The 16,444-nt window shown below is 71.9% G+C and carries 12 protein-coding genes; 6 read left to right on the top strand and 6 right to left on the bottom strand.

Annotated features, from left to right (window positions below; translation table 11 throughout):
* Positions 1 to 4: 4 nt before the first annotated feature.
* From iolD to iolC, 3 genes are read right to left on the bottom strand one after another with little or no spacing between them, the layout of a single operon-like run.
* Positions 5 to 1,873 (bottom strand): 3D-(3,5/4)-trihydroxycyclohexane-1,2-dione acylhydrolase (decyclizing), encoded by a 1,869-nt coding sequence (gene iolD, locus IE248_RS19790; protein WP_190031286.1) that lies wholly within the window; start codon positions 1,871 to 1,873, stop codon positions 5 to 7.
* Entirely contained in the window at positions 1,870 to 2,682 is an 813-nt protein-coding gene (gene iolB / locus IE248_RS19785; RefSeq protein WP_229895430.1) for a 5-deoxy-glucuronate isomerase, read from the bottom strand. Before iolB ends, iolD begins: the two co-directional genes overlap by 4 nt.
* Before the next feature lie 14 nt (positions 2,683 to 2,696).
* Entirely contained in the window at positions 2,697 to 3,614 is a 918-nt protein-coding gene (iolC, locus tag IE248_RS19780) for a 5-dehydro-2-deoxygluconokinase (protein WP_047961016.1), read from the bottom strand.
* Between the two features lie 80 nt (positions 3,615 to 3,694).
* On the opposite strand from iolC, the gene IE248_RS19775 reads away from it, so the two are divergent.
* The 3 genes from IE248_RS19775 to IE248_RS19765 all read left to right on the top strand — a co-directional run bounded on the left by IE248_RS19775 (position 3,695) and on the right by IE248_RS19765 (position 6,058).
* A complete protein-coding gene (locus IE248_RS19775; protein ID WP_008741620.1) occupies positions 3,695 to 4,609 on the top strand; it encodes a sugar phosphate isomerase/epimerase family protein in 915 nt (304 codons plus the stop codon).
* Positions 4,610 to 4,634: 25 nt separating this feature from the next.
* Positions 4,635 to 5,648 carry a Gfo/Idh/MocA family protein gene (locus IE248_RS19770; protein WP_008741619.1) on the top strand — a complete coding sequence of 338 codons (1,014 nt, stop codon included), beginning with the start codon at positions 4,635 to 4,637 and terminating at the stop codon, positions 5,646 to 5,648.
* Between the two features lie 209 nt (positions 5,649 to 5,857).
* Positions 5,858 to 6,058: a helix-turn-helix transcriptional regulator gene (locus tag IE248_RS19765; protein ID WP_037793337.1), complete on the top strand. Its 201-nt coding sequence runs from the start codon at positions 5,858 to 5,860 to the stop codon at positions 6,056 to 6,058.
* An 89-nt stretch (positions 6,059 to 6,147) separates the two neighbouring features.
* On the opposite strand, the gene IE248_RS19760 is transcribed toward IE248_RS19765, so the two are convergent.
* Entirely contained in the window at positions 6,148 to 8,436 is a 2,289-nt protein-coding gene (locus IE248_RS19760; protein WP_190031284.1) for an MMPL family transporter, read from the bottom strand.
* Between the two features lie 131 nt (positions 8,437 to 8,567).
* Here IE248_RS19760 and IE248_RS19755 point away from each other — a divergent pair, with 131 nt between their 5' ends.
* The 3 genes from IE248_RS19755 (at position 8,568) to IE248_RS19745 (ending at position 12,194) form a co-directional block, all read left to right on the top strand.
* On the top strand, positions 8,568 to 9,242 hold the full coding sequence (locus tag IE248_RS19755) for a TetR/AcrR family transcriptional regulator (protein ID WP_079196419.1): 675 nt from the start codon (positions 8,568 to 8,570) through the stop codon (positions 9,240 to 9,242).
* A 145-nt stretch (positions 9,243 to 9,387) separates the two neighbouring features.
* Complete coding sequence (locus tag IE248_RS19750) at positions 9,388 to 9,693, top strand: heavy-metal-associated domain-containing protein (RefSeq protein ID WP_190031283.1); 306 nt, start codon at positions 9,388 to 9,390, stop codon at positions 9,691 to 9,693.
* Positions 9,694 to 9,845: 152 nt separating this feature from the next.
* Positions 9,846 to 12,194, top strand: coding sequence for a heavy metal translocating P-type ATPase (locus IE248_RS19745; RefSeq protein WP_190031282.1), 2,349 nt, complete (start codon positions 9,846 to 9,848; stop codon positions 12,192 to 12,194).
* A gap of 460 nt (positions 12,195 to 12,654) precedes the next feature.
* On the opposite strand, the gene IE248_RS19740 is transcribed toward IE248_RS19745, so the two are convergent.
* The gene (locus tag IE248_RS19740; protein ID WP_008741613.1) at positions 12,655 to 13,944 is read right to left on the bottom strand and encodes a citrate synthase; all 1,290 of its coding nucleotides are present in this window, start codon (positions 13,942 to 13,944) and stop codon (positions 12,655 to 12,657) included.
* A 167-nt stretch (positions 13,945 to 14,111) separates the two neighbouring features.
* Positions 14,112 to 16,358: an SF1B family DNA helicase RecD2 gene (gene recD2, locus IE248_RS19735; RefSeq protein ID WP_073799392.1), complete on the bottom strand. Its 2,247-nt coding sequence runs from the start codon at positions 16,356 to 16,358 to the stop codon at positions 14,112 to 14,114.
* Positions 16,359 to 16,444: the final 86 nt, after the last annotated feature.

Here is a 16,444-nt window from a genome sequence, read left to right as displayed (position 1 = left end):
TCCTTCACAGATGGCGACGTCGCTGCGCGGCTTGCCGGTCGTACTCTTCGCGGGCCAGGGCCGCCGCCGCACGGGTCGCGGTCTCGGCCACGGGAACATCCCACCACGCCTGTGCCGGAGGTGGGCCCGACACAGTGTCGGGTGTTCGGGTCTGTGCGTAGACACATGTGGGACGGTCCGCAGCTCGCGCCTCGGCGAGGGCTTTGCGCAGGTCACCGATGGTGCGGGTGCGGATGACGGCCATCCCGAGGGAGGCGGCGTTGGCCGCGAGGTCCACGGGCAGCGGCGCCCCGCTGTACACACCGTCCACCGCCCGGAAGCGGTACGCCGTCCCGAAGCCCTCGCCGCCCACCGCCCCGGAGAGGCCCCCGATCGAGGCGTAGCCGTGGTTGTCGAGGATGACCAGTTTGACCGCGATGCCCTCCTGCACGGCGGTGACGATCTCGGTCGGGTTCATCAGGTACGTCCCGTCGCCGACCAGGGCCCACACCGGGCGCCCGGGCGCGGCCAGCGCCACCCCGATGGCGGCGGGGATCTCGTAGCCCATGCAGGAGTACCCGTACTCCACGTGGTACTGGTCGGCGGACCGGGCCCGCCAGAGCTTGTGCAGGTCGCCGGGGAGGGATCCGGCGGCGTTGATCAGGATGTCGCCGTCGTCGACGAGTGCGTCGAGCAGCCCGAGGACCTGGGCCTGGGTCGGGGCGTCGTCCTCGCCGGAGGCGGCGTAGGCACGGTCGACGCGCTCCTCCCAGAGCCGTTTCCTTTCTTTGTACGTCGACTCGTACGCGGTGTCCACGTGGTACCCGGCAACCGCCCGGCGGAGCTCCTCCAGTCCTTCGCGCGCGTCGCTCACGAGGGGCCGGGCGGCGAGTTTGTGGGCGTCGAACGGGTCGAGGTTCAGCCCGAGGAACCGGACGGCCGGGTTCTGGAACAGCGTCGCGGAGGCGGTGGTGAAGTCCGTCAGCCGGGTCCCGGCGGCGATCACCAGGTCGGCCTCCCGCGCCAGCCCGTCGGCGGTCCCGGTCCCCGTGTGCCCGACCCCGCCCACCTCGGCGGGATGGTCGTACGGGAGGGCCCCCTTGCCGGCCTGGGTGGTGGCCACGGGGATCCCGGTGGCCTCGGCGAACTCCGCCAGGGCGGCCTGTGCCCCGCTGTGCCGGATCCCGCCGCCCGCGATCAGCAGGGGCCGCGCGGAGCCCCGTACCGCCTCGGCGGCGTCGGCGAGCTCGGCCGCGTCGGGCCGGGGCCTGCGTACGCCCCACACCCGCTCGCGGAAGAACTCCTCGGGCCACTCCCACGCCTCGGCCTGCACGTCCTGCGGCAGCGCGAGCGTGACGGCGCCGGTCTGCACCGGGTCGGTGAGCACCCGCACGGCCTGGAGGGCGGCCGGGATCAGGGCCTCGGGCCGCATGACGCGGTCGAAGAAGCGGGAGACGGGCCGCAGGGTGTCGTTGACGGAGATGTCGCCCGCGTAGGGGACCTCCAGCTGCTGGAGCACCGGATCGGCGGGCCGTGTGGCGAAGCTGTCCCCGGGCAGCAGGAGCACCGGGATCCGGTTGATGGTGGCGAGGGCCGCCCCGGTCACGAGGTTCGTCGCCCCGGGGCCGATGGAGGTGGTGACGGCGTGCGCGGACAGCCGGCCGCTCTGGCGGGCGAAGCCGACGGCGGCGTGCACCATGGCCTGCTCGTTGCGGCCCTGGAGGAAGGGCATCTCCTCGTGGCCGGTCTCCAGGAGCGCCTGGCCGATGCCGGCGACGTTGCCGTGGCCGAAGATTCCCCAGGTGGCGGCGATGAGCCGGTGGCGTCGGCCGTCCCGCTCCGTGTACTGGCGCGCGAGAAAGCGGACGAGGGCCTGCGCGACGGTGAGCCTCATCGGTTCTGGTCCTCCGCCCGGTAGAAGGGGAGCCGGGGGTCGACGTCCTGAGCGGCCCAGGTGTCCCGGATCCAGCCGTGGTCGGGGTGATCGCGGATCAGCCACTCCCGGGGCGGGCCCGGCGGCCCGGCCATCACATTGAGGTAGTACATGTCGTGCCCGGGCGCGGCGATGGACGGCCCGTGCCAGCCGTCCGGGATCAGCACCGCGTCCCCGCTCCTCACCTCCGCGAGGATGTCTGTCTTCCCCGCCGGGGAGGGGGTGACACGCTGGTAGCCCAGGCCGGGGGTGTCCCCGTGGGGGGCGATCTCGAAGTAGTAGATCTCCTCCAGCCGGGACTCCACGCCGGGGTGGTCCTCGTCGTGCTTGTGGGGCGGGTACGAGGACCAGTTGCCGCCGGGGGTGAGCACTTCGACGGCGATGAGGCGGTCGCAGTCGAAGGCGTCGGCGGCCGCGAAGTTGTTGACCTGGCGCGAGCACCGGCCGGCCCCGCGCAGCTCCACGGACACGTCCGCCGCCGCCCCGTACCGGGCGGTCAGCCGCCGCTCGCACCGGGCTCCGACCAGCGCGAACCGCCCTCCTCCGGCGGAGGCGATCTCGGCTTCCGCGTCCCGGGGCAGGTAGGCGAAGTCGCTGACGCCGCTGAACACGCTCTCCCGCCCGCGCAGTTCGAAGACCTCGGACGGCTCCGCGCAGCGGACCTCGCACGCGCCGGCCAGCGGGAGGACGATCCACTCCCGCTCACCGCACGCGTGCGCGTACGTCCGGCCCGCCTCCAGCGTCAGCACCCGCAGCGCGGTGTGCCCCATCTCGTGCGACGCGGTCACCGGCACGACTCCAGCACCTCCTCCACCTCGGCGGGGAACGGCATCGCCGTCGAGCACGCCAGCCGCGAGGCCACGATCGCCCCGGCCGCGTTCGCGTACCGCATCATCCGCTCCACGTCCCACCCGGCGAGCAGTCCGTGGCACAGCGCGCCGCCGAACGCGTCGCCCGCCCCGAGGCCGTTGACCACCTCGACCGGGACGGGCGGGACCTCGACCACCGTGCCGTCGCGGTGCACCGCGAGCACGCCCTCGGGGCCCTGTTTGACCACGGCCAGCTCCACCCCGGCGGCCAGCAGCGCCCGCGCCGCCGCGTACGGCTCCTTCTCGCCCGTCGCGATCGCGCACTCCTGCGTGTTGCCCACCGCTACGGTCGCCAGCCCCAGCGCCCGCTCGTACCAGGGCTCCGGATCCCCGGACCACAGCATCGGCCGCCAGTCCAGGTCGAAGACGGTGGTCCCGGACTTGGCCCGGGCCTCCAGCGCGGCCAGCGTCGCGGCGCGGCTGGGCTCCTGGCTCAGGCCGGTTCCCGTCATCCAGAACACCTTCGCGGCCCGGACCGCCCCGGTGTCCACCTCCCCCGGCTCGATCTCCAGGTCGGGGGCCTTGGGCGAGCGGTAGAAGTACAGCGGGAAGTGGTCCGGCGGGAAGATCTCGCAGAACGTCACCGGCGTGGGGTACGCCGCCACCTCCGTCACCCACCGGTCATCGACCCCGAACCCCCGCAGCTCGGCGCGCAGATACGCCCCGAAGGGATCCGCCCCGGTCCGGGTGATCACCGCCACCCGGCGTCCCAGCCGGGCCGCCGCGACCGCGACGTTCGTCGGCGATCCGCCGAGGAACTTCCCGAAGGTGTCCGCCTCCGCGAGCGGTACGCCCGTTCTCAGCGGGTAGAGATCCACCCCGATCCGCCCCATCGTGATCAGGTCGAAAGCGTTGTCGTCCCCGGTCGTCACCGGCAGTCCTCCCACTCGTCTCGCACTCTAAGGTGGCCGTCATGACCTCCTCCCCACCCCCGTTGACGCGTATCCGCGTCGGTTCGGCTCCGGACTCCTGGGGTGTCTGGTTTCCCGACGACCCCCGGCAGACGCCTTGGGAGCGTTTCCTCGACGAGGTGGCCGACGCCGGCTACGAGTGGATCGAGCTCGGCCCGTACGGCTACCTCCCCACCGATCCCGCCCGACTCGCCGACGAGACCGCCAAGCGCGGGCTCCGCGTCTCGGCCGGGACCGTCTTCACCGGACTTCATCACGGGCCCGCCGTATGGGAGGACACCTGGGAGCACGTGTCGCGGATCGCGGCGCTCACCCAGGCCATGGGCGCGGCGCACCTCGTCGTGATCCCGTCGTTCTGGCGGGACGACAAGACGGGCGAGGTGCTGGAGGACCGCGTCCTCACCCCCGGGCAGTGGCGCGAACTGGCCTCGCAGACCGAGCGGCTGGGCCGGGAGGTCGCGGACCGCTACGGGCTGCGGATCGTCGTCCACCCGCACGCCGACACCCACATCGACACCCCGCAGAACGTGGCGCGCTTCCTGGACGCCACCGATCCGGAGCTGGTCTCGCTCTGTCTGGACACCGGGCACTACGCGTACTGCGGGGGCGACAGCGTCCAGGCCATCGAGGCCTTCGGCGAGCGGATCGGTTACCTCCACCTCAAGCAGGTGGACCCGGCGGTCCTCGCCGAAGTGGTGTCCGGGCAGGTGCCGTTCGGCCCGGCCGTGGCCCGGGGGGTGATGTGCGAGCCGCCGTCGGGGGTGCCCGCGCTGGAGCCCGTACTGGCCGCCGCGCAGCGGCTCGGGGTGGACCTCTTCGCCATCGTGGAACAGGACATGTACCCCTGCCCGCCGGAGAAGCCGCTGCCGATCGCCCGCCGCACCCGCTCCTACCTGCGCTCCTGCGGCGCACGCTGACCACCGCACCGGAAGGACTTCGCACATGAGCAGCACGCTCGGCATCGCCGTCATCGGCGCCGGGAGGATGGGCGCCGACCACGCCCGCCGGATCGGCCGCACCGTCGGCGGAGCCCGGGTGGTGGCGGTGGCCGACCCGGACGGGGACCGGGCCAAGGAGGTCGTCCGGGGCCTGGAGGGGGCCTGCGCGTACACCGACGCGGCGGCGGCCGTCGCGGCTCCCGGGGTGGAGGCCGTACTGATCGCCTCGCCGGGGCCCGCCCATGAGGAAGCGATCCTGCTGGCCCTGGAGCGGGAGCTGCCGGTGCTGTGCGAGAAGCCGCTGACGCCGGAGCCGGCGGGGGCGCTGCGCGTCATGGAGGCGGAGCAGCGCCTGGGCCGAAGACTCGTCCAGGTCGGCTTCATGCGGCGCTACGACGCCGAGTACGAGCGGCTGAAGGAGCTGCTGGACGCGGGCGGCCTCGGGCGGCCGCTGTTCCTGCACTGCCGGCACCGCAATGCTCTCTCGCCCTCGTGGTTCACCAGCGACATGCTGATCAGCGACTCGGTGGTGCACGAGGTGGACGCCGCCCGCTGGCTGCTGGACCAGGAGATCACGGCCGTCTCCGTGCTCTCCCCGACGCCCTCCTCGGCGGCCCCCGAGGGGCTGCGCGATCCCCGGCTGGTGCTGCTGGAGACCTCCGGCGGGGCGATCGTGGACGTGGAGATCTTCGTCAACTGCGGTTTCGGCTACCAGGTGCAGTGCGAGGCGGTCGGCGAGGCGGGCAGCGCCCGGATCGGCGACGGCCACGCGATGGTCGTCCAGTCCGCCGGCCGGTGGGGCGGGGAGATCGCCCAGGACTTCACCGTACGGTTCGCCGACGCCTACGACCGCCAGCTGCGGCGCTGGGTGGCCCAGGCCGCCCGGGGCCGGGCCGAAGGCCCGACGGCCTGGGACGGCTACGCCGCGGCCGCCGTCTGCGAGGCGGGGCTGACCGCCGCGCGCACCGGCGTCCGCACCGCCGTCGAACTGACCGAGCGGCCGCCTTTGTACCGCTGAATTACGTACCGCTTCTGTCACAGCCGTCACCCTTGTGTCACGGATGTCCGCATTACGCGGGTCTTGAGTCACAGCCGGGCGACAGCCACTCCCCTGCCTTCACCGTGCGTCGTTCTCCGGGCACTACCCGAGTGATCGTCACTGTCCACGCGCCGGCTCCCCGACGGCCTCCCGGCCGGCCCCGCGGCGTGGACCAGGAGGTGTCGTTGATGAGCGACCGACAGCTGTGGTCGTACAAGGAGATCGCCGCCCACATTCAGGTCCGGCCTGACACCGTGCGCTCCTACCGCAAGCACGGGCTGCTCCCCTCGCCCGACCACGTGGAGAGCGGCAAGCCGTACTGGTACGCCGACACCATCCGCACCTGGGTGACCCTCCGCCCCGGCAACCGGAGCCGCCGCGAGGACTGACCGGTGAGGCCGGGGCCACGGACGGAGCCCACCCCGAGCGCCCCGTCCGCCCCGGCCACACGGCCTGGGGTGGGCCCAGTCCGCCCCGGCTAGCTCCGGGCGGCGGGTATCTTCTCCCGCTCCCGCTCCCCGGCCTCCGGGGGCGGGCCGGCCGGGACCACGGCCGGCGCGGACTCCCCCTCGCTCAGCCCGAACCGCGCATGGAGCCTGCGCAGCGGGCCCGGCGCCCACCAGGTGGCCCTCCCGGTCAGCTTCATGACCGCCGGGACCAGCAGGCTCCGGACGACCATCGCGTCCATCAGCACGGCCAGCGCGATCCCGAGGCCCAGCATCTTGGTGTTGGTGACCCGGGAGGTGCCGATGGCCACCATCACCACCGCCAGGATCACGGCCGCCGCGGTGATCAGCCCGCCCGTGCGGGCCAGCCCGGTGCGCACCGCCCCCTCGTGGTCCCCGGTGCGGTCGTACTCCTCCTTGATCCGGGAGATGAGGAACACCCCGTAGTCCATGGAGAGTCCGAAGGCGATGCAGAACATCAGCACCGGCAGGGTGGTCTCGATGTCCCCGGTGGAGGTGAAGGCGAGGAAGCCGGAGAGGTGGCCCTCCTGGAACACCCACACCACCGCCCCGAACATCGCCGTCAGGCTCAGTGCGTTGAGCAGCACCGCCTGAAGGGGTATCAGTACGCTTCCGGTGAGCAGGAAGACGAGCAGCAGCGTGGCCAGCACCACCAGCGCCAGCGCGGCGGGCAGCTTCCCGGCTATGGCCTTCTGGGCATCGACGAGCACCGCCGCCTGCCCGGCCACCGAGGTCTCGAAGGGGGCCTGGACCTCCCGCACCTCGCCGACCAGTTCCTGGGCCCGCTGCCCCACGGCCTCGCCCTCGGTGACCACCGAGAAGTAGGCGTACCGCGCGCCCGGTCCGGAGCTGACCGGCCCGTCCACCCGGGCCACCCCTTCCAGGCCTGCCACCCGCTCGCGGTAGGCGTCGAGGTCACCGGCGCCGGCGGCGCCCTCGGCCAGGACGATCAGCCCGCCGCCGGGGCTGCCCGGGAAGCCGTCCCGGATCTGCTGCTGCACCACATGCGAGGCGGCCGTCGTCGGCAGCTGCCGGTCGTCCACGGTGCCGAACTTGATCCCGAGGAAGGGCACTCCGAGGAGCAGCAGGCCGGCCGTGCTGACGAGGGCGAAGACCGGGGCCCGGCGCATCACCAGCGCGGTCATCCGCGCCCAGCCCCGCCCCTCCCCGCCCGCGGCCCCGGTACCGGCCGCCGCCGCGCCCCGGCCCCGCCGCCACAGGCGCCGCAGGTCCAGGGAGTTGACCCGCTCGCCGAGCAGCACCAGCGCCGCCGGAAGCAGGATCAGGGCGGCCGCCGCCGCGAGGAGGACCACCGCGACCCCGGCGTAGGCGAAGGAACGCAGGAAGTACATGGGGAAGAACAGCATCGCGGAGAGCGCGACCGCGACCGTCAGGGCCGAGAACAGCACCGTCCGCCCCGCGGTGCGCAAGGTGGCCCCCACGGCGGCCACCGGGTCCCGCCCGGCCGCGAGCTCCTCTCGGAACCTGCGCACGATGAACAGGGCGTAGTCGATGGCGAGGCCGAGGCCGAGCGCGGTGGTGAGGTTCTGGGCGAAGACGGAGACCTCGGTGAACTCGGTGAGCCCGCGCAGCACGGCGTTGGTACCGAGGATGGCGACGATGCCGACGCCGAGCGGCAGCATGGCCGCGACGGCGCTGCCGAAGACGAGGATCAGCAGCACGAGCGTCACCGGGAGGGCGATCAGCTCGGCGCGGAGCAGATCCTCCTGGATGGTGGTGGTCACCTCCCGCTGGACGGCGGCCGGTCCGCCGAGGGAGACGCGCAGCGGCCCGTGGTCCCCCTGGTAGCGCGGGGCGATGCGCTCCAGCACCCGGGTGGTGGTCTTCTCGTCCCCGAGCACGCGGGCGGCGATCAGCGCCTGTCTGCCGTCCTCGGAGCGCAGGGCGGGCATCGGGGTCCGCCAGTAGGAGCCGACGCCCGTCACCCCCGGCTCGGCGGCGAGGAGCCCGGTCAGCCGCTCGGCCTCGGCGGCGACGGCCGGGTCGTCCACCCCGGCCCCCGCCCCGGCCCCGGACCGGGGCCCGGCGTCCACGAGCAGCAGCAGATTGGGCTGGGAGGCCGGGAACTCGCGCTCCAGGGCCTTGGTGGCGTAGGTGGACCGGGCGCCCGGGTCCTCCCAGCCGCCGCTGCCCATCCGGTCGGCGACGCCACTGCCCGCGAACACGGCCAGCGCCGTGACCACGAGGGCGAGCAGCAGCGAGAGCCGCGGCCGGGCGGTGACGAACCGGGTCCACCGGCCGCTCTCCCCGGGCGGCGGCGGGTTTTTGACTTCGGACATGACTCGGTGTCCCCTTCACCATGATTGCCAGGCCAAATAGACTGGCAAACACGAGCAGTCGCTCGCGTTTCCCAAGAATGCGAGCGTCCTCTCGTGTTTGTCAATCGCCCACGGGAAGCAAGGGATTGGACATGCCGGAGAGCCGCCAGACCCAGCCGACGGACGAAAAGGGAGAAAAGACCACAGAAGCGGCGACCGCCCCGCGCCGCCGCCAGGCCCGCGGGGAACGCCGGATCGCCCAGCTCCTCCAAGCCGCCGCCGGCGTGTTCTGCCGTACCGGCTACGCCGCCGCCAGCACCAACGCCATCGCCCGCGAGGCCGGCGTCTCACCGGGCACGCTGTACCAGTTCTTCCCGAACAAGGAGGCCATCGCCGTCGAGCTCGGGGGCCGGCTGCTGCACGACGCGCACGAGATGCACGGCCAGGCCTTCCTGCCGGAGAACCTGCACAAGCCGCTGCCCGAGCTGCTCGACGCCGTCCTCGACCCGGTGATCGCCTTCAACTGCGAGAACCCGGCCTTCTGGGCGCTCATGCACGGCTCCGGGGTTCCCGGCATCCAGCAGGAGCACGAGGAGCTGCACACCAGCCTGCTGACCCGGGTCGAGGACGTCCTGCGCAGCTTCTGCCCGGACAGCACGCCGGCCGAGCTCGACCTCGTCTCCAACATGATCCTGGGCATCTTCAAGGCCTCGCTCGACCTGATCCTGGCGACCGAGGGCGCCGAGCGGGCCGCGTACGTCGCCGAGCTCAAGGCCGTACTGCTGCGCTACCTGGAGCCGATGATCACCGAACCCCACCCCCTCTGACTCGCCGCCACGCGCGAAAAGATCCTCGGGGGATGCTCGCTTGATACCCCCTAGGGGTATAGTCTCGACAGTGCCGGGGAGACGGTGGGCGCATCCATCGCCCCTTCCGGCACCGGACACGCAAGCCCCCGAAGAGGAGAACGACATGACCGCCGAGACGGAAATCCAGCAGTCGACCGGTTCCTGCTGCTCCCCCGCAGGCTCCTGCCACGACGCCGCGGCCGACGTCCAGATCGGCGCCGTCACCACCGTCTACCGGGTGACCGGCATGACCTGCGGCCACTGCGAGGGCGCCGTGACCGCCGAGCTCACCGCCCTGCCGGGGGTCAGCTCCGTCAAGGCCGTCGCCGCGACCGGCGAGGTCACCGTGGTCTCCGCCGCCCCGCTCGCCGAGGACGACGTCCGCGCCGCCGTGGACGAGGCCGGGTACGAACTCGCCGGCCAGGCCTGACCCGCCTAGGCGCGACCCGCCCAGGCCTTACCCGCCTAGGCGCGAGCCGACCAGGCGCGAGCCGACCGTACGCGTCACGCAGTACCCCGCCGGGCCGTACCGGCCAGCTCATACTGGTTCCGTACGGCCCGGCCATCCCCCTGGAGCCGGACATGAGCAGCAGCACAGTGCACGACGGACCCATAGCGGCGCAGGACGGCACCGCCGAGGTCGAGCTGACCATCGGCGGTATGACCTGCGCGTCCTGCGCGGCCCGCATCGAGAAGAAGCTGAACCGGATGGACGGGGTCACCGCCACGGTGAACTACGCCACCGAGAAGGCCCGGGTCTCGTACGCGGGCGACGTGGGGGTCGCCGACCTGATCGCGACCGTCGTGAAGACCGGCTACACCGCCACGGAACCCCCGCCGCCACCGGCCCCGGAACCCGAAGAGGAACCCGACGGGGAACGCGAGACGCGGGCCGAGACCGCCGGTGCGGCCGGGACTCCCCGTGACCCGGAGCTGGCCGCACTGCGCCAGCGGCTGCTGATCTCCTCGGCGCTCGCCCTCCCCGTGGTGCTGCTGGCGATGGTCCCGGCCCTCCAGTTCGACAACTGGCAGTGGCTCTCGCTGACCCTGGCCGCCCCCGTGGTCGTCTGGGGCGCCTTCCCCTTCCACCGGGCCGCCTGGACCAACGCCCGGCACGGCGCCGCCACCATGGACACCCTGGTCTCGGTCGGCACCCTCGCCGCCTTCGCCTGGTCCCTGTGGGCCCTGTTCTTCGGCCACGCCGGCATGCCCGGCATGCGGCACGGATTCGACTTCACCATCAGCCGTACGGACGGCTCCTCCGCCATCTACCTGGAGGTCGCGGCCGGGGTCGTCAGCTTCATCCTGCTCGGCCGCTACCTGGAGGCCCGCTCGAAGCGGAAGGCCGGCGCCGCCCTCAAGGCCCTGCTGGAGCTCGGAGCCAAGGACGTGACCGTCCTGCGCGACGGCCGGGAGGTACGGATCCCGGTGGCGCGGCTCGCGGCCGGCGACCGGTTCGTGGTCCGCCCGGGCGAGAAGATCGCCACCGACGGCACGGTCGTCGAGGGCAGCTCCGCCGTGGACGCCTCGATGCTGACCGGCGAATCCGTCCCGGTCGAGGTCGCGGTCGGCGACAGCGTCACCGGCGCCACCGTCAATGCCTCCGGCCGTCTCGTCGTCGAGGCCACCCGGGTCGGCGCGGACACCCAGCTCGCCCGGATGGCGCGGCTGGTCGAGGACGCGCAGAACGGCAAGGCCGAGGTGCAGCGCCTGGCCGACCGGATCTCCGGGGTCTTCGTACCGGTCGTCCTGCTGCTGGCGCTCGGCACCTGGGTGACCTGGCTGCTGATCACCGACAACCCGACGGCCGCCTTCACCGCCGCCGTGGCCGTCCTGATCATCGCCTGCCCGTGCGCCCTGGGCCTGGCCACCCCGACCGCGCTGATGGTCGGCACGGGCCGCGGCGCGCAGCTCGGCATCCTGATCAAGGGGCCCGAGGTGCTGGAGTCCACCCGCCGCGTGGACACCGTCGTCCTGGACAAGACCGGAACCGTCACCACCGGCCGGATGACCCTGACCGGCGTGCACCCGGCCGAGGGCGTCGACGAGGAGCAGCTGCTCCGCCTCGCGGGGGCCCTGGAGCACGCCTCGGAGCACCCGATCGCCCGGGCCGTCGCGGCCGGCGCGGCCGACCGGGCGGGCGCCCCACCGGCGCCCGGGGGCTCCGCCTCCCCTTCGCCCTTCGCGGCGGTGGACGGCTTCGAGAACGTGGCCGGGCTCGGCGTCCAGGGCGTGGTCGACGGGCACGCCGTGCTGGTGGGCCGGGAGAAGCTGCTGGCCGCCTGGGAGATCACCCTGCCGGCCGGGCTGGCCGAGGCCAAGGAGGCGGCTGAGCGGGCCGGGGGCACCGCCGTACTGGTGGCCTGGGACGGTGCGGCGCGCGGGGTGCTGACGGTCGCGGACGCGGTCAAGGAGACCAGCGCCGAGGCGGTCACCCGGCTGCGGGCCCTGGGCCTCACCCCGGTCCTGCTGACCGGCGACAATCGGGCCGTGGCCGAGGCGGTGGCCCGCGAGGTGGGCATCGACGAGGTGATCGCCGAGGTGCTCCCGCAGGACAAGGTGGAGGTCGTACGCGGGCTCCAGGCGCGGGGCCGTACGGTCGCCATGGTGGGCGATGGTGTCAACGACGCGGCCGCCCTCGCCCAGGCCGATCTGGGTCTGGCCATGGGCACCGGGACCGACGCCGCGATCGAGGCGGGCGACCTGACCCTCGTACGGGGCGACCTGCGGGTCGCGGCGGACGCGATCCGGCTCTCGCGCAGGACCCTCGCGATCATCAAGGGCAACCTGTTCTGGGCCTTCGGCTACAACGTGGCGGCGCTCCCACTCGCGGCCGCCGGCCTGCTCAACCCGATGATTGCAGGGGCAGCGATGGCGTTCTCCTCCGTTTTCGTGGTGAGCAACAGCCTTCGCTTGCGATCCTTCCGATAGGTGGATCTCCTCCCCCGCTCCGCCACCATTCCTTCACAAGAGACGCAAATCACAGTGATGAGAACGTAACCATCCGGCGGTCGCGTGGGTCTAATGGGGCGGTGCCAAGAACGTCTTGGGGGACGTTCGCGGGGGTCTTGGGGGACGCCCGAGGCATCAGCCGGCCGGGACACGTGCCCACTGGGAAGCTTTGAGCGGCCCTCCCGACCTGTGCGGGTCCCGGCAGAAACCCCATTGGAGCGCGCCTCGGCGCACGCTCCTCGCCGACGCCCCGGCTCGGGTCCCGTGGGGGGAATCCGTTCCGGGGAAATGGAAAGCGCCCCGACCATCGACCCGTGGGGGGATCGACGGCGGGGCGCTTTTCGCTGCCTTGTTCCAAGGCCGCCGCGTGCGTCAAGGGCGCCGACCGCGTTGAGGGCTCAACCCGCGGTGCCGTCCTCGGCCTGCTTGCGGTGGGGCCTCAGCGGGCCTCGACCGGGACGAAGTCGCGCAGGACCTCGCCGGTGTAGATCTGGCGCGGACGGCCGATGCGGGAACCCGGCTCCTTGATCATCTCGTGCCACTGGGCGATCCAGCCGGGAAGGCGGCCGAGCGCGAAGAGCACGGTGAACATCTCGGTCGGGAAGCCCATGGCCCGGTAGATCAGACCGGTGTAGAAGTCCACGTTCGGGTAGAGGTTGCGCTCGACGAAGTAGTCGTCGGCCAGCGCGTGCTCTTCCAGCTTGAGCGCGATGTCGAGCAGCTCGTCGCTCTTGCCGAGCGCCGAGAGGACATCGTGGGCCGCGGCCTTGATGATCTTCGCCCGGGGGTCGAAGCTCTTGTAGACGCGGTGCCCGAAGCCCATCAGGCGGACGCCGTCTTCCTTGTTCTTCACCTTGCGGATGAAGGCGTCGACGTCGCCGCCGTCGTTCTTGATGCCTTCGAGCATCTCCAGAACGGACTGGTTGGCGCCACCGTGCAGCGGGCCCCACAGGGCGGAGATGCCGGCGGAGATCGAGGCGAACATGTTCGCCTGCGAGGAGCCGACCAGACGCACGGTGGAGGTCGAACAGTTCTGCTCGTGGTCCGCGTGCAGGATCAGCAGCTTGTCGAGCGCCGAGACCACGACCGGGTCCAGGTCGTACTCCTGGGCCGGCACGGAGAAGGTCATGCGCAGGAAGTTCTCGACGTAGCTGAGGTCGTTGCGCGGGTAGACCACCGGGTGGCCGACCGACTTCTTGTACGCGTACGCCGCGATCGTCGGGAGCTTGGCCAGCAGCCGGATCGTCGAGAGGTGCCGCTGCTTCTCGTCGAACGGGTTGTGGCTGTCCTGGTAGAACGTCGACAGCGCGCTGACCACGGAGGACAGCATCGCCATCGGGTGCGCGTCACGCGGGAAGCCGTCGTAGAAACGCTTGACGTCCTCGTGCAGCAGCGTGTGCTGGGTGATCTCGTTGCGGAACGACGCGAGCTGGTCGACGGTCGGCAGCTCACCGTTGATCAGCAGGTACGCGACCTCGATGAAGGTCGAACGCTCCGCCAGCTGCTCGATCGGATAACCGCGGTAGCGCAGGATTCCCTGCTCGCCGTCGAGGTAGGTAATCGCGGACTTGTAGGCGGCGGTGTTTCCGTAGCCACTGTCCAGAGTGACGAGCCCGGTCTGGGCCCGAAGCTTCGAGATGTCGAAGCCCTGGTCACCGACGGTGCTCTCGACCACCGGGTAGGTGTATTCACCGTCCGCGTACCGGAGTACTACAGAGTTGTCGCTCACGTCATCCCTCACCGACGTAGTGCCTCTTCTTCGAGGTGCCCTGACTGCCTCTACCTTCCCCCATTTGGCGCAGGAGAGTGCACTCGGGGTCGGCCTTTGGTCTTTTTGACGGCACTGAGTGCCTTCAACCTGCTCATCCTGCCCCCTCCGCGCCAAATGCGGAAACCCTAGGGGAAGATTCCCACCGGTATGCGGCCGGACAGCCTAGGAGCAACCGCCGTGTACCTCCTGCCTGCGGAAACCGTACGCACCGCCTGGCCGAGGGCCTTGCGGGACCCGACGAGAACGACCAGTTTCTTCGCCCTGGTCACCGCCGTGTAGAGCAGGTTCCGCTGGAGCATCATCCAAGCCCCGGTGGTGACCGGGATCACGACCGCCGGGTATTCACTCCCCTGGGACCGGTGGATGGTGACGGCGTAGGCGTGCGCCAGCTCATCGAGCTCCGAGAACTCGTACGCCACTTCCTCGTCCTCCTCCGTCCGGACGGTCAGGCGCTGTTCGTCCAGGTCGAGGCCGGTGACCACGCCGACGGTGCCGTTGAACACACCGTTGGCCCCCTTCTCGTAGTTGTTCCGGATCTGGGTCACCTTGTCGCCGACCCGGAAGACGCGGCCGCCGAAGCGCTTCTCGGTCAGATCCGGCCGGGCCGGTGTGATCGCCTGCTGGAGCAGCCCGTTGAGGGTTCCGGCGCCGGCCGGGCCCCGGTGCATGGGCGCCAGCACCTGGATGTCACGGCGCGGGTCGAGGCCGAACCTGGCCGGAATGCGGCGGGCCGCGACATCCACGGTGAGCCGCCCGGCCTCCTCGGTGTCCTCCACGGGGAAGAGGAAGAAGTCCGGCAGCCCGTCGGTGATGGGCGGCAGGCCGGTGTTGATCCGATGGGCGTTGGTGACCACGCCCGACTGCTGGGCCTGCCGGAAGATCCGGGTCAGCCGCACCGCGGGCACCGGGCCGTCCTGCGCCAGCAGGTCCCTCAGCACCTCGCCCGCGCCGACCGAGGGCAGCTGGTCCACATCCCCCACCAGCAGCAGGTGCGCACCCGGCGCCACCGCCTTGACCAGCTTGTTCGCGAGCAGCAGATCCAGCATCGAGGCCTCGTCGACCACGACCAGGTCCGCGTCCAGGGGCCGTTCCCGGTCGTACGCCGCGTCCCCGCCGGGTTTGAGTTCCAGCAGCCGGTGCACGGTGGAGGCCTCCGCCCCGGTGAGCTCCGCGAGCCGTTTCGCGGCCCGGCCGGTCGGCGCGGCGAGCACCACCTTGGCCTTCTTCGCCCGCGCCAGCTCCACGATCGAGCGCACCGTGAAGGACTTTCCGCAGCCCGGGCCGCCGGTGAGGACCGCGACCCGGCGGGTCAGCGCCAGCCGGACCGCATCCCGCTGTTCGGGCGCCAGCTTGGCCCCGGTGCGCCCCGCCAGCCACTCCAGGGCCTTGGCCCAGTCCACGTCCTGGAAGCCCGGCATCCGGTCCTCCTCGGCGTTCAGCAGCCGGCGCACCTGCCCGACCAGCGAGAGCTCTGCCCGGTGGAACGGCACCAGGTACACGGCGGTCAGCGGATCCGGCCCGCCCTGCGGATCCGGCACGGATTCCCGTACGACCCCTTCCGGGTCGGCGGCGAGCTCGGACAGGCAGTCGATGACCAGCCCGGTGTCCACCTGGAGCAGCTTCACCCCGTCGGCGATCAGCCGCTCCTCGGGCAGGAAGCAGTGCCCCTGGTCGGTGGACTGGGACAGGGCGTACTGGAGCCCGGCCTTGACCCGCTCGGGGCTGTCGTGCGGGATGCCGACGGCCTGGGCGATCCGGTCAGCGGTGAGGAAGCCGATGCCCCACACGTCGGCGGCGAGCCGGTAGGGCTGGTTGCGGACCACCGAGATGGAGGCGTCCCCGTACTTCTTGTAGATGCGGACCGCGATGGAGGTGGAGACTCCGACGCCCTGGAGGAAGACCATGACCTCTTTGATGGCCTTCTGCTCCTCCCAGGCGGCGCCGATCATCCTGGTCCGTTTGGGGCCGAGGCCGGGCACCTCGATGAGCCGCTTCGGCTCGCTCTCGATGACCTCCAGGGTGTCGAGGCCGAAGTGCTCCACGATCCGGTCGGCGATCTTCGGGCCAATGCCCTTGATCAGGCCGGAGCCGAGGTAGCGGCGGATGCCCTGGATGGTCGCGGGCAGCAGGGTGGAGTAGTTCTCGACCGTGAACTGACGGCCGTACTGCGGGTGGGAGCCCCAGCGGCCCTCCATGCGCAGCGATTCGCCCGGCTGCGCCCCGAGGAGGGCGCCGACGACGGTGAGCAGGTCCCCCGAGCCCCGGCCGGTGTCGACCCGGGCGACGGTGTACCCGCTCTCCTCGTTGGCGTAGGTGATGCGCTCCAGCACCCCCTCGACCACCGCCTGTTGCACCACCCCGTTGGTTGTCATGCCACGACGCTACCGGCAGCCGCCGACAGCCGGCCGGGCCTGTGGACAACTCCGGTCGGGGCGAGGCCGGAGAACCCAGAAGGGGG

Origin of the sequence: Streptomyces goshikiensis (genome assembly GCF_014650555.1) — a bacterium.
Lineage (GTDB): Bacteria > Actinomycetota > Actinomycetes > Streptomycetales > Streptomycetaceae > Streptomyces > Streptomyces goshikiensis.
This window is presented reverse-complemented; position numbering and strand designations above follow the sequence as displayed.

What these genes read in the sequence shown, in the direction of transcription:
- IE248_RS19755 (WP_079196419.1), top strand. Translation starts at nt 8,568, where the DNA reads ATGCCGGAGAGCCGCCAGACCCAGCCGACGGACGAAAAGGGAGAAAAG.
- IE248_RS19750 (WP_190031283.1), top strand. Translation starts at nt 9,388, where the DNA reads ATGACCGCCGAGACGGAAATCCAGCAGTCGACCGGTTCCTGCTGCTCC.
- IE248_RS19760 (WP_190031284.1), bottom strand. Translation starts at nt 8,436, where the DNA reads ATGTCCGAAGTCAAAAACCCGCCGCCGCCCGGGGAGAGCGGCCGGTGG.
- IE248_RS19770 (WP_008741619.1), top strand. Translation starts at nt 4,635, where the DNA reads ATGAGCAGCACGCTCGGCATCGCCGTCATCGGCGCCGGGAGGATGGGC.
- IE248_RS19745 (WP_190031282.1), top strand. Translation starts at nt 9,846, where the DNA reads ATGAGCAGCAGCACAGTGCACGACGGACCCATAGCGGCGCAGGACGGC.
- iolD (WP_190031286.1), bottom strand. Translation starts at nt 1,873, where the DNA reads ATGAGGCTCACCGTCGCGCAGGCCCTCGTCCGCTTTCTCGCGCGCCAG.
- recD2 (WP_073799392.1), bottom strand. Translation starts at nt 16,358, where the DNA reads ATGACAACCAACGGGGTGGTGCAACAGGCGGTGGTCGAGGGGGTGCTG.
- IE248_RS19765 (WP_037793337.1), top strand. Translation starts at nt 5,858, where the DNA reads ATGAGCGACCGACAGCTGTGGTCGTACAAGGAGATCGCCGCCCACATT.
- IE248_RS19775 (WP_008741620.1), top strand. Translation starts at nt 3,695, where the DNA reads ATGACCTCCTCCCCACCCCCGTTGACGCGTATCCGCGTCGGTTCGGCT.
- iolC (WP_047961016.1), bottom strand. Translation starts at nt 3,614, where the DNA reads ATGGGGCGGATCGGGGTGGATCTCTACCCGCTGAGAACGGGCGTACCG.
- iolB (WP_229895430.1), bottom strand. Translation starts at nt 2,682, where the DNA reads ATGGGGCACACCGCGCTGCGGGTGCTGACGCTGGAGGCGGGCCGGACG.